Raw genomic sequence first — 13,109 nt, 5'->3', positions numbered from 1 at the left:
CCGAGCCGCCACGAGACACCCCAAGCCGTCACGAGCCGCCATGAGTCGCCGGGAAGCGCCACAGTACGCTTGTCCGACGCTCCGACGCCGCCGGACCTGACCGACCCGCGCGACGCTCGGTTAACCGCACCGCGGGGGGCCGCAGATGAGCCACGACAGGACGCTCAGAACGGGAGCACGCACGGCCGGCACCGTACTGCTGGCCGCGCTCGCGGTGCTCGATCTCGCCTGGATCGTCCGCGACTTCGACAAGGCCACCGATGTGATAGATGCGTGGTGGATGTGGTCGGGCCTCATCTTCCGCGCACAGGACGGGATATGGGCCAGCTCGTTCGTGGAGCCCACGCTGCTGGTCCTCTACACGGTGTGTGCCGTCACCACCGCGGTGTCCTCGTCCGCGGGCGGCATCCTGGTCTCCACCGGCGCGCTGACGATCCTGCTGCGCGTCCCCACCCTGTGGAATCTCAACGCCAGCTGGGTGCGCAGCGGCGTCTCCGACGGGCTGCGGAACACGGTCCTGGCCAGTGTGATCGCGATGCTCGTGATCGGTGCGGCGCTGATCGTCCTCGCGCTCGCGGGACGCCTTCCTCGACGGTCGAGCGGGGGTCGGCCGGAAGCCGAGGACTCCGGCGGCGCTCGGAGCACCCGAGGCGACCGGAGCACTCGGGACGAGCCGCCCGCACGCCCCACGCGCGCCGGAGGCGCCGTCGCCTGCGGACTGCTGGCCGCGGTGACTGCGGTGCTCGTCTCGTGGGAGGTCCACGCCGCCACCCGGCAGGGCTGGGAGCTGTACTCGCGCCACTTCACCGGCGACAGGTCGCTGGCCACGCTCCTCGCCGTGCCCGAGAGCTGGTACGGCTGCGCCCTCGCCCTCGTCTCCCTGTGCGCCGCGGTCGCCGCCCTCGCCCGCACCCCGTACTCACGTCCCCTCGGGATGACGGTGAGCGGCCCGCTGCTCGGGCTCGGCCTCTTCCGGCTCTCGTTCGGGGCCAAGGCCGGACTCCTCGGCGGCTTCGGTGGGCTCACCACCCGGGACCAACTGTGGCTCTCCACGGCCGCGTTCGAGATCCTCGCCGCATTCGGGATACTGCTGGCCCTGTCCGCCCGCGACGGTGACACCACCACCGGTCCGGAGGCTCAGTCGGGCACGACCCGGGCGCTCTCCTCCGCCTCCTCGGCGTAGTGGCAGGCCGAGGGATGGGCCGCTCCTCCGGCAGCCCGGCCCGGCCCCTCGGGGATCCGCAGCGCCGGCTCCTCCGTCGCGCACCTGTCGTCCGCCCGCCGGCAGCGGGTGCGGAACCGGCAGCCGGACGGCGGGTTCGCCGGCGAGGGCACGTCGCCCTCCAGCACGATGCGCGCACGCCCCGCCTCCGCCTCCGGATCGGGTACGGGCACGGCGGACAGCAGCGCCTGCGTGTACGGGTGGGTGGGGTGCTCGTAGATCTCGCTCTCCGTGCCCGTCTCGACGAGCTTGCCGAGATACATCACGGCGACCCGGTCGGAGATGTGCCGTACGACGGACAGATCGTGGGCGATGAAGATGTACGACAGGTCGAACTCGTCCTGGAGCTGCTCCAGGAGATTCACGACCTGCGCCTGCACCGAGACGTCCAGGGCCGAGACCGGCTCGTCCGCGACGATGATCTCCGGCCGCAGCGCGAGCCCCCGTGCGATGCCGATGCGCTGCCGCTGCCCGCCGCTGAACTGGTGCGGGTAGCGGTTGACGTACTCCGGGTTGAGCCCTACGACGTCCAGCAACTCCCGCACCCTGGCTCGCCGGTCGCCCTTGGGCGCCGCCTCTGGGTGGATGTCGAAGGGTTCGCCGACGATGTCGCCGACCGTCATGCGGGGGTTGAGCGAGGTGTACGGGTCCTGGAAGACCATCTGGATGTTACGGCGCACGGCCTTCAGCGCCCTGCGGCTCATCCGCGTCACGTCCTCGCCCTTGAAGCGGATGCTTCCGGACGTGGGCGCCTCCAGGCTCGTCACCAGCTTCGCCACCGTCGACTTGCCGCACCCCGACTCCCCCACGATGCCGAGAGTCTCGCCCCGCCTCAGCTCGAAGGAGACGCCGTCGACGGCCTTGACCGCGCCCACCTGCCGCTTGATGACGACGCCCTGCGTGAGCGGGTAGTGCTTGACCAGATCCCGCACCTGAAGGATCGCCTCGCCCTGCGGGCGCGGGGCGAGAGCCGCGGGCGCCGGCTGCGCCCCGCCGGCGTCACTCGGCGCACTCGTCATCGAGCAGCTCCTTCCAGAAGTGGCACGCGCTGGCCCGGCCCGCGCCCACCTCGTACAACGGCGGTTCGTCGGCGCCGCACACGGGACGCGCCACGGCGCAGCGGGGGTGGAAGCCGCACCCGGGCGGGACGCTCAGCAGGCTCGGCGGCAGCCCCTTGACGGCGTTGAGGCGCTGCCCCTTCTGATCGAGGCGCGGGATGGAGTCCAGCAGCCCCCGGGTGTACGGGTGGGCGGGCGCCCGGTAGAGGTCGCGGACCGGTGCGGTCTCGACGATGCGCCCCGCATACATGACGGCGATCCTGTCGGCGACGTCCGCGACGACGCCCAAGTCGTGGGTGATCAGGATCAGGCCCATCCGGTACTCGCTCTGGAGATCCGCCAGCAGCTCCATCACCTGGGCCTGGACGGTGACGTCGAGGGCGGTGGTCGGCTCGTCCGCGATGATCAGCTCCGGCTCCAGGGCGAGCGCCATGGCGATCATGATGCGCTGCCGCATGCCGCCGCTGAACTGGTGCGGGTAGTCGCCGACTCGTGCGCGGGCGGCGGGAATCCGTACGCGCTCCATCAGCTCGACGGCCCTGGCCAGCGCCTCCTTGCGGGAGGCGCCGCGATGGACCTGGAACATCTCGCCGAGCTGCCTGCCGACGCTGAGCACGGGGTTCAGCGCGGACAGCGCGTCCTGGAAGATCATCGCCATGCGCGCGCCGCGGACGGAGCGGCGCTCCTCCGCGGAGACCTTCAGCAGGTCCCGTCCGCCGAAGAGGACCTCGCCTCCCGTGATCCGCCCCGGCGGGGAGTCGAGGATGCCCATCACGGCCTGCGCGGTCACGGACTTGCCGCAGCCGGACTCGCCGAGCACGGCCAGCGTCTCGCCCGCCTCCACGCCGAAGCTGACGCCGTCCACGGCGGTCGCGACGCCGTCGCGGGTACGGAACTCCACGCGCAGATCCCGTACTTGCAGCAGCGGCGCTCCGCCGGCGCCGGGAAGCGGCCCGCGTCCGGGCTGTGTCTGTGTCACGTACGCCTCCCTCAGCGCAGCTTGGGATCGAGGGCGTCGCGCACCGCGTCGCCGAGCATGATGAACGCCAGCACGGTCAGGCTCAGCGCGGCGGCGGGGTAGAGCAGGATGTGCGGCGCGTTGCGGAACTGCATCCCCTGCGAGGCGTCGGAGATGTCGGCCCCCCAGGAGACGGTCGGCGGCTGGAGCCCGACGCCGAGGTAGCTGAGGGTCGCCTCCAGCGCGATGTACGTGCCGAGCGCGATGGTGGCCGTCACGATCACCGGCGCGACCGCGTTCGGGAGGATGTGCCGCACGAGCATCCGCACGTTGCCGGCGCCGAGGGCGCGCGCCGCCAGCACGTAGTCGTTCTGCTTGGCGGAGATGACCGATCCGCGCGCGATGCGGGCGATCTGCGGCCAGCCGAGCAGCACGATGAAGGCCACCACGGTCCATACGGAGCGGCTGCCGGTCATCGACAGGAAGACCAGGCCGCCGAGCATGATCGGGATGCCGAAGAAGACGTCGGTGAGCCGCGAGATCAGCGCGTCCCACCAGCCGCCGAAGAAGCCCGCGAGCCCCCCGAAGACGCTGCCGACGGCGGCCACTCCGAGCGTGGCGCAGACGCCGACGGTCACCGACGTACGGGCGCCGTACACGACCCGCGTGTACACATCGCAGCCCTGGGTGTCGTAGCCGAACCAGTGCCCGGGCGAGGCCGGGTCCAGGGACTTGTCCAGCCGGCAGGAGAGGGGGTCGCGGGTCGCGATGAGCCCGGGCCAGACCGAGATGAGGAGGAGGAAGAGGATCAGCAGCGCCGAGATCACGAACACGGGGTTGCGGCTCAGGTCGTGCCACGCGTCCGACCAGAGGCTGCGCGCCCGCTCTCCCGGTGCGGGCTCGGCGGGCGCCGCGGGCGGCGCTCCGGGGCCGGTTCCCGTGCCGGGCGCCAGGCTTGTGGCACCGGCTGCACCCGCGGCCGCCGCGGAACCGGCCGCGGCGGAAGGCTCGTCGGGGGCGGACGGGCTCTCCGGCGCGCGCTCAACCATGCGCCGCCTCCTGCCTGTTCCGCCCGCTGTCTGCGGTGCCTTCGGTGCCGTTGAGTTCACGCATAGCGGATCCTCGGGTCGAGCACGGCGTAGAGGAGATCGACGATCAGATTCGCGAGCAGGAAGACGATCACCAGGATCGTCACGAAACCGACCACGGTCGGCGAGTTCTGCCGCACGATGCCCTGCCAGAGCTGGAAGCCGACCCCCTGGATGTTGAAGATCCGCTCGGTGACGAGGGCGCCCGCCATCAGGTTCCCGACGTCCGTCCCCAGGAACGTGACGACCGGGATCAGCGAATTGCGCAGCAGGTGACGCACGTTCACGCGGGCCCGCGGCAGCCCCTTGGCCAGCGCGGTGCGCACGTAGTCCGCGCGGGCGTTCTCGCTGATGGAGGTGCGCGTGAGGCGCGTGACGTACGCGAGCGACAGCAGCGCGAGCACCAGCCCCGGCAGCAGGAGCTGGCCGACCGGCGCCTCCGGCGAGACGGCGGGCGCGATCCACCCCCACTTCACGCCCAGCAGATACTGCGCGAGGGTGCCGGTGACGAACGTCGGCACCGAGATGACGAGCAGCGTGAGCATCAGCACCGAGCTGTCCACGGGACGACCGCGCCGCAGCCCGGTGACCACGCCGAGGGCGATGCCGATGACGATCTCGAGGACGATCGCGATCAGCGCGAGCCGCAGCGTCACGGGAAAGGCCCGGCCCATCAGCTCGGTGACGGGCTGCCCGTTGAAGGAGTTGCCGAAGTCACCGGTGAAGATGTCGCCCATGTAGAGCAGGTACTGAAGCCACAGGGGCTTGTCGAGATTGAACTCGGCGCGCAGCTGGGCCGCCGTGGCGGGGTCGGGCGCCCGGTCCCCGAACATCGCGTTGACCGGGTCGCCGACCGCGTACACCATCACGAAGATGAGGAACGTCGTCCCGATGAAGACCGGGACCATCTGGAGCAGTCGTCTCACGACGTAGCGCCCCACGGTATTTCACTGCCTCACTTGACTCTGATGTCGGTGAAGACGGGAACCGAGAAGGGGTTGAGCCGCACGTCGCTCACCCTGTCCGAATATCCCGCGTTGCCGTCCTGGTACCAGAGGGGAATCGCGGGCAGGTCCTTGAGGACGATCTCCTCGGCCTTCCGGAACTTGCTCACCGCCTCTTCCTCGCCGGCCGCGTTCGCCTCGTCGATGAGCTTGTCGACGCGCTTGTCGGAGTATCCGGCGTCGTTGGAGGAGGCGCCGGTGTAGTACAGGGGCTGCATGAAGTTCTGGATCAGCGGATAGTCCATCTGCCAGCCGGTGCGGAACAGGCTCTTCAGCTTCTTCCCGGCGATGTCCTTGCGGAATTCGCTGAAGGTCGGCACGGGGTTCACGCTGCACGCGTCGCTCTTGTCGAGGGTGTTGTTGATGCTGTTGCACACGGCGTCCATCCACTGCCGGTGCGACCCGGTGTCGACGTTCGAGGTGAGCGTGACCTTGCCGCCCGGCAGGCCGCCCGCGTCCTCGATCAGCTTCTTCGCCTCCTTCGGGTCGTACTTGCAGACCTCGCCGCACATTCCCGGCTCGAAGCCTCCCGCCTTCGTGAGTACGGGAGAGGTGAGGTCGCCGGCCGGTCTGCGGGTGCCGTGGTAGATCTTCTCGGTCACTTCCTTGCGGTTGATGGCCATCGACAGCCCGATGCGGACCTGCTTGGCCTTGTCGCTCTTCCATTCCTTCCGGTAGAGCGGGAAGGAGAGTGTCTGGAGGATCCCCGCGGGCTGGTTGATGTAGCGGCCGTCGAGATCCCGCTTGGCGTTCTTGAGCTGGCCCGCGGGCAGTTCGTCGAATACGTCGAGGTTGCCGGCCTGGAGGTCGGTGTAGCCGGTGTTCTGGTCCGTGTAGACCTTGAGTTCCACGCCCTTGTTCTTGGGCTTGTCCGGGCCCGCGTACTTCTTGTTGACCGACAGCTGCATCGACTGGCCCTTGGTGTAGGAGTCGATCTGGTAGGGGCCGTTGCCGACCGGCTTCTTCAGCCAGCTCGCGTGGTCCGTGAAGAACTTCTCCGGGAGCGGCGAGAACGCCGCGTAGCCGAGTGTGTCGGGCCACTGCGAGAACTTCTGGTTGAGCTTCACGCTGAAGCTGTTCTTGCCCGTCACCTTCAGCCCGGACATCTTCTTCGCCTTGGGCTTCGCGCTCTCGTTCTCCGGGTGCACGTCGTCGTAGCCGTCGATGTACTCGAAGAAGTAGGAACTCACCTGCTTGTTAGTGACGAGCGCGCCGTAATTCCACGCGTCGACAAAGGACTTGGCGGTCACGGGGGTGCCGTCGGAGAACTTCCAGCCCTTCTTCAGGGTGATGTCGAAGTTCTGCTGGTCGTCGGTCTTGATGGACTTCGCGACGGCGTTCTCCGCCTTGCCCGTACGGGGGTTGTAGCGCTTGAGCCCCCGGAACGTCATCTCCAGGACCTTGCCGCCCTGCACCTCGTTGGTGTTGGCGGGTTCGAGCGGATTCTGGGGGTCGGTCCAGAAGGCCCGTACGATGCCGGCGTCCGATCCGGCGGCGGCGCCACCTGCGGCTCCTCCCCCGCCGCACCCCGCAGCCGCCAGGGTGACGACTGTCGCACAGCCGAATGCCCACGTGACACGCGTGGCTCCACGCATGGGGTGCCTCCCTCGGTACCGCCGACGTCTTGCCTTGCCGACCAGATAACACCCTTCACGCATCTTCATCTCGCTGCCCCGGCGGTGAGAGAGCCCCGTTCAGCGCAGAAAACTCCCTTTGCCGCAGCCCATTTCCGGGCCGTACAAGGGGAATTCGGGCAACGGAAAGCGGCGGCCCCTCGTACGTCCGGCCGGGTGACCGGAGACCGAGGGGCCGCCGCCTTCGGATGTGGAACCGCTGGGGGCGCACGGACCATGCGGGCCCGCGCGCACGGCGCTCAGCGCTTGGCCCGCGCCGCCGCCCGCCCGCGGGCCTTCTGGTCGAGCTCGGTCTTGCGGATGCGAACCGTATCCGGTGTGACCTCGATGCACTCGTCCTCGCGGCAGAACTCCAGGGCCTGCTCCAGCGACAGCTTCCGCGGCGGCACCAGGTTCTCCGTGGTGTCGGCTGCCGCCGCCCGCATGTTGGTGAGCTTCTTCTCCTTGGTGATGTTGACGTCCATGTCGTCGGAGCGCGAGTTCTCGCCGACGATCATGCCCTCGTACACCTCGGTGCCCGGTTCGATGAAGATGGTGCCGCGCTCCTGGAGATTCATCATCGCGAACGGCGTGGCCGAGCCCGCCCTGTCCGCGACGAGCGAGCCGCTGCGCCTCGTGCGCAGTTCGCCGAACCACTGCTCGTGTCCCTCGAAGAGGCTGTGCGCGATGCCCGTGCCCCTGGTCTCCGTCAGGAACTCCGTACGGAATCCGATCAGGCCGCGGGCCGGGACGATCCACTCCATGCGGATCCAGCCGGACCCGTGGTTGGTCATCGTCTCCATGCGCCCCTTGCGCGTCGCCATCAGCTGTGTGATGGCGCCCATGAACTCCTCCGGGGCGTCGATCGTCATCCGCTCCACGGGCTCGTGGAGCTTGCCGTCGATCTCCCGGGTGACGACCTCGGGCTTGCCCACGGTCAGTTCGAAGCCCTCGCGGCGCATGGTCTCGACGAGGATCGCGAGGGCCAGCTCGCCGCGGCCCTGCACCTCCCAGGCGTCCGGGCGCTCGGTCGGCAGCACGCGCAGCGAGACGTTGCCGACGAGCTCGCGCTCCAGCCGGTCCTTCACCAGCCGCGCCGTGACCTTGTGGCCCTTGCCGCCCTTGCCGACGAGCGGCGAGGTGTTCGTGCCGATCGTCATGGAGATCGCCGGCTCGTCGACGGTGATGAGCGGCAGCGCCACCGGGTTCTCCGGGTCGGCGAGCGTCTCGCCGATCATGATGTCGGGGATGCCCGCGACCGCGCAGATGTCGCCGGGGCCGGCGGCCTGCGCGGGCTTGCGGGTCAGGGCGTCCGTCATCATCAGCTCGGTGATGCGTACGTTCTGCTCGCTGCCGTCGCGCTTGAGCCACGCGACCGTCTGGCCCTTCTTGAGCGTGCCGTTCTTCACGCGCAGCAGCGCGATGCGGCCGAGGAAGTTGTCGGCGTCGAGGTTGGTGACGTGGGCCTGGAGCGGCGCGTCCTCCTCGTACGTCGGCGCTGGGACCGTCTCCAGCAGGGTCGTGAAGAAGGGCTCCAGGCTGTCGCTGTCCGCGGGGACGGTGCCGTCCTCGGGCTGGGTGAGCGAGGCCACGCCGTCGCGCGCGCACGCGTAGACGATGGGGAACTCGATCTGCTCCTCGTCGGCGTCCAGGTCGAGGAAGAGGTCGTACGTGTCGTCGACGACGGCGGAGATGCGGGCGTCGGACCGGTCGGTCTTGTTGATGCACAGGATGACCGGCAGCCGCGCCTCCAGCGCCTTGCGCAGGACGAACCGGGTCTGCGGGAGCGGCCCCTCGGAGGCGTCCACCAGCAGCACCACGGCGTCCACCATGGACAGGCCGCGCTCGACCTCGCCGCCGAAGTCGGCGTGGCCGGGGGTGTCGATGATGTTGATGACGACGGAGCCGCCGCCGTCCTTCGGGTGGTATTTGACCGCGGTGTTCTTCGCGAGAATGGTGATGCCCTTCTCGCGCTCCAGGTCGCTGGAGTCCATCACGCGGTCGTCGACCGACTCCAGCTGGTGCGCTGCGAACGCCCCTGCCTGCTTGAGCATGGCGTCGACGAGGGTGGTCTTCCCGTGGTCGACGTGGGCGACGATGGCGACGTTGCGGATGTCGTGGCGCGTGGGCATGGCTGGCTGACGCTTCTCCCGGATAGTGAGTGGGGCACGGTGCGTAGCTGCTCCTCACGCGCCCTGCCGCGCTGGACCTCGCCGCGGCTCCGCCCACCATGGTAAGGCCCGGCCGCCCGGCGGGCGTCTTCCGCCCGATGCCGGGGGCCGGGCCCGGGCCCGGTGCCGGCGCCCGGTGGCTACTTCTCGAAGCCGATGTCCTGGTAGCGCGGCGTCTGGAACCCGAAGGCCCCGGCGTTGGCGACCTTGGCCCCGGCCGCCACCAGCTGCGGCCGCTGGTAGAGGGGCACCGAGCCCGCCGCCGCCCAGATGCGGGCGTCGGCACGCTTGATGAGGTCGTTGCGGGCGCCGTCGTCCAGCTCCCTGGAGGCCTGGTCGAAGAGCTGGTCGATCTGGTTGGTGCCGACGCGCGTGTAGTTCTGCTCGACGAACAGCGAACCGTCCGCGGCGGCCGCCGGCTTGGCGAAGATCGGACGGGCGTCGGTCGCCGGGTAGGCGGTGCCGGGCCACGAGTAGATGGCCAGGTCGTAGTCGCCCGCGGCGATGTGCTTGCCGAAGTAGTCCTCGTCGGGGACCTGCTTGATCCGCGTACGGACACCGATGCGGGTCAGCGACTTGGCGATGCGGTTGCCGGTGTCCCTGATCGACTCCGAGCCGGGCCCCGAGGGGAGGACGAAGCGCAGCGTGAGCGGCTTGCCCGCCTTCATCCGCTGCACCTTCGCGCCGCCGTCGGAGAGCCGCCGCAGCTCGTCGGCGTCGGCGCGTGCCCGGGTGGCGTTCGCCATGGCGGCGTGCGCCTGGCGCACTCCGCTGCCCGTGCCGCTCGCCTCCGCCGTGTTGAGCTGTACGCGGGCCGCCTGGGTCATCACCGAGGCGCGCTGCCCGGCGGTGGCCGGTGAGAGGACGAGCGGCTGGCCGGCGAGCCGCGCCGCCTCCTCGGCGCTGACGGGGGCGACGGCCGGAGCAGCGGCGCCGGCGCGGTCGTGGGCGCTGCTCTGCTGGGCGTTCTTGTCGCCCTCGCTCCCGGCCCTGTCGCTCCGCTCGCCCTTCTCGCTCCTCTGGTCCTTGTCGTTCCTCTCGTCCTTCTTCTGGTCTGTGTTCTGGTCTGTCTTCTGGTCCTTCTCGTTCTTGTCGTTGTCCTTCTTGGCGTGCTCGCCCTTCTTCGCGTCCGCGCCCGCCGTCGACCCCGATTGCGCGCCGCCCTCCTTCCACCCGGCCTCCGCGAGCAGGGACTGGGCCGATTCCACGTCCTGCTTGCCGAGTGCGTCGCTGTTGTCGGCGTATCCGTCCTGGTCGATCATCCGCAGATGGCTGCCGAGCGCCTTGACGGGCAGCCCCGTGCCGCGCAGCGCGTGCTTCGCGATGGCCTCGCGGTCGATCGCACGGGCGACGGCACGCCGTACCCGCTCGTCGGCGAGCGGACCTTCGGCGCCGTTGAGCGCGAGCTGCGTGTACGCGGGCTCGAACGCGTGCCGTACGGCGACGTGGCGCAGCTGCCCGTCCCGCTGCGCCGTCTTGCGGAGCTCCGCCGCGGACTTCTTGGGTGCGTGGCCGTCCCGTCCCCGGCTCTTGGCGTCTTCTTCTCCGCCCTTGTGCGCCCGGACGATGCTGCGCACCGTCGACACATCGACCTCGGCCAGGTCGAGTTGCCCCTGCCGCAGCGCCTCCTCGCGCTGGTCGCGGGGGACGACGCGGAGCGCGATCCGCTTCAGCCTCGCCTGGTCGCCCCACCACTTCTTGTTCCGTACGAGAGTGACCGACGTGTCGCCGCGGTGGATCTTCTCGACCCGGAACGGACCGGCGGACGTCGAGAGCGACTTGCGCGCGGCGTGCTTGAAGTCGTCGGGCCGCTCCATGACCGTCCTCGGATACAGCGGCGTGAAGAGCGACTTCCAGTCGGCGTACGGCTTGCGGAAGACGACCTTCACCTCATGCGGCTTGTCTCCCTTGGTCACCTTGCCGATCCGGTCGTAACCGGCGTTGCGCGCGGCACCGAACGACTTCTTGCTGCCGTTGAGGGCCTTCCACTGAGCCTTGAAGTCGGCGACGCCGATCGAGCGTCCGCTGCTCCACTTCGCCTTCGGATTGAGCTTGTAGACGACTGTCTGGTGCGGCTCGTGCGAGGTGACGTCGGCGGTCTCGACGTAGTCCGGGTTGAGCTGCGGGCGTGCTGCCGCGTCAAGGGTGAAGAGCGAGGGCAAGGTGGCGCCGGTGATGCGTTCGGTGGTCGCGTCGGCGTTGGGCTGGAAGGCGTTGAGAGTGGAGGGCAGGGCATCGACGGCCCAGTGCAGCGTGCCGCCCGCGGCGACCTGCTCCCGGTCGAGGTGCGGAACGTCGCGCGAGGCGCCGCTGCCGCCTCCTTCGGAGCTGGGTCCACTGCCGTCGCCGGACGTGCACCCGGCGAGCGGGATCAGTACGCCGGCCAGGAGGAGTGCGAGTGAACGCCGGGTGGCTGCGTCGAGAGCTTGCGCGGCTGGCATGTCTGAACCTCCGGGGCTGACGGGGTCCGACTGTGCGTACACGCGGCTCGGTGCCTGCGTGGGCACGTTCGGCGGCATAGGCGTTTCATCACATCTATCGCCCACTGAAGGCGAGGCCCCTCGCCGTGGCGCGGAGGCTCGGCCGGGTCGTCCGGCACGCCACCCGTGCGGAGCACAGCAGTTCGTACGCGACCGGAGGCGCCGGGAAGCGGGCGGAAAGGGCCGGGCAGAGCCACGAAAGACTCGCGAGGAGCCGCGAAGAACCGAAGAGAAGAAGGGGAGAGACAGCCGCGCCGCCTCGGGCATACCTTTGACTCAGTCAAAGAAAGGGAGGACGTGCGATGGCCGTTCGTACCGTCCAGGAGATGCGGTCGTTCAACCGCTTCTACACCAACCTCATCGGCGCGCTCGACTACAGCCGCCACCTGCACACCCCGTACACGCTCACCGAGGCGCGCGTGCTCTACGAGCTGGTGCACGTGCCGCGTACGGACGCCGCCGATCTGCGGGCGGCGCTCTCCGTGGACGCGGGGCAGCTGAGCCGCATGCTCGCGCGCTTCGAGGAGCGGGGGCTGGTCAGCCGCGGGCCCTCGCGGCGGGACGCGCGGCGCGTCAACGTCGAGCTGACCGAGGAGGGCCGGGAGGCGGCGCGGCTGCTGGAGGAGCGCTCGCAGAGCGCGGTCGAGTCGCTGCTCGACGGCATGGCGGAGGCCGAGCGCGAACTGCTGGCGCGCAGCCTGCGCACCGCCCGCGGGATCCTGGAGGGCGGCGCCGCGCAGGACGGCGGCACGGAGCCCGGCGGTGAGGACGGCGTCCAGAACGGCGAGCAGGACGGCCACGCGGCACGGGGCGGTCACTCCCCGCGGATACGGGTCCGGGCCCCGCGCCCCGGCGACCTGGGCTGGATCGTCGAGCGCAACGCGTCCGTCTACGCCGAGGAGTTCGGCTGGGACGCGACGTACGAGGCGCTCGTCGCGCGCATCGTCGCCGAGTTCGCCGCGGAACACGACCCCCGGCGGGAGGCCGCCTGGATCGCCGAGCTCGACGGGCGCCGGGTGGGCTGCGTGATGTGCGTGGCGGACAGCGCCCCGGACACGGCACGGCTGCGGCTGCTGCTCGTCGACCCGTCCGCGCGGGGCCACGGACTCGGGGACCGGCTCGTGGCCGAGTGCCTCGCCTTCGCCCGCGCCGCCGGCTACCGGGAGATCGTGCTGTGGACCAACGACGTGCTCGCCGCGGCCCGGCGCATCTACCAGCGGGCCGGCTTCGAGCTGGTCGACGAGGAACCGCACCGCAGCTTCGGCCACGACCTGACCGGGCAGAACTGGCGCCTGAAGCTCTGAGTGTGACGCCCGTCATGCCGCCGCCGGGCCTTCGCCGATTCCGCCGGATCTCCGGAGCGGCGACGGCTCCCGCAGCGTGCGGCGGCCGGGGCTGATCACGGGCCTGGTCCGGCTGGACGTTCTTTTTGTGGGCGGGCCGCAGCAGCCGTTACACGTCCGGGTGACCGGGCTTGGTGATCATGCCCCGCACGGTGTAAACCCGTGCAGCGCC

Annotated in this window: 9 protein-coding genes; 2 read left to right on the top strand and 7 right to left on the bottom strand. The window is 70.1% G+C overall.

Annotated features, from left to right (window positions below):
* The first annotated feature begins 145 nt into the window (after positions 1-145).
* Positions 146-1,183 (top strand): hypothetical protein, encoded by a 1,038-nt coding sequence (locus QQM67_RS02905; RefSeq protein WP_314171916.1) that lies wholly within the window; start codon positions 146-148, stop codon positions 1,181-1,183.
* Here the strand turns inward: QQM67_RS02905 and QQM67_RS02900 are convergent.
* From QQM67_RS02900 to QQM67_RS02870, 7 genes are all read right to left on the bottom strand, one after another.
* On the bottom strand, positions 1,138-2,241 hold the full coding sequence (locus QQM67_RS02900; protein WP_314171915.1) for an ABC transporter ATP-binding protein: 1,104 nt from the start codon (positions 2,239-2,241) through the stop codon (positions 1,138-1,140). The two genes, QQM67_RS02905 and QQM67_RS02900, sit on opposite strands and share 46 nt — an antisense overlap.
* Complete coding sequence (locus QQM67_RS02895; RefSeq protein WP_314171914.1) at positions 2,222-3,259, bottom strand: ABC transporter ATP-binding protein; 1,038 nt, start codon at positions 3,257-3,259, stop codon at positions 2,222-2,224. Before QQM67_RS02895 ends, QQM67_RS02900 begins: the two co-directional genes overlap by 20 nt.
* A gap of 11 nt (positions 3,260-3,270) precedes the next feature.
* Positions 3,271-4,287: an ABC transporter permease gene (locus tag QQM67_RS02890; RefSeq protein ID WP_314171913.1), complete on the bottom strand. Its 1,017-nt coding sequence runs from the start codon at positions 4,285-4,287 to the stop codon at positions 3,271-3,273.
* Between the two features lie 56 nt (positions 4,288-4,343).
* The gene (locus QQM67_RS02885; RefSeq protein ID WP_314171912.1) at positions 4,344-5,267 is read right to left on the bottom strand and encodes an ABC transporter permease; all 924 of its coding nucleotides are present in this window, start codon (positions 5,265-5,267) and stop codon (positions 4,344-4,346) included.
* A gap of 14 nt (positions 5,268-5,281) precedes the next feature.
* Positions 5,282-6,925: a peptide ABC transporter substrate-binding protein gene (locus tag QQM67_RS02880; RefSeq protein ID WP_314171911.1), complete on the bottom strand. Its 1,644-nt coding sequence runs from the start codon at positions 6,923-6,925 to the stop codon at positions 5,282-5,284.
* A gap of 278 nt (positions 6,926-7,203) precedes the next feature.
* Complete coding sequence (typA, locus tag QQM67_RS02875) at positions 7,204-9,075, bottom strand: translational GTPase TypA (protein ID WP_314171910.1); 1,872 nt, start codon at positions 9,073-9,075, stop codon at positions 7,204-7,206.
* 179 nt (positions 9,076-9,254) lie between these two features.
* A complete protein-coding gene (locus tag QQM67_RS02870; RefSeq protein WP_314171909.1) occupies positions 9,255-11,555 on the bottom strand; it encodes an ABC transporter family substrate-binding protein in 2,301 nt (766 codons plus the stop codon).
* 341 nt (positions 11,556-11,896) lie between these two features.
* Here QQM67_RS02870 and QQM67_RS02865 point away from each other — a divergent pair, with 341 nt between their 5' ends.
* Positions 11,897-12,898 (top strand): bifunctional helix-turn-helix transcriptional regulator/GNAT family N-acetyltransferase, encoded by a 1,002-nt coding sequence (locus QQM67_RS02865; RefSeq protein WP_314171908.1) that lies wholly within the window; start codon positions 11,897-11,899, stop codon positions 12,896-12,898.
* Positions 12,899-13,109: the final 211 nt, after the last annotated feature.

The organism is Streptomyces winkii (assembly GCF_032248595.1).
GTDB classification, from domain to species: Bacteria; Actinomycetota; Actinomycetes; order Streptomycetales; family Streptomycetaceae; genus Streptomyces; species Streptomyces winkii.
This window is presented reverse-complemented; position numbering and strand designations above follow the sequence as displayed.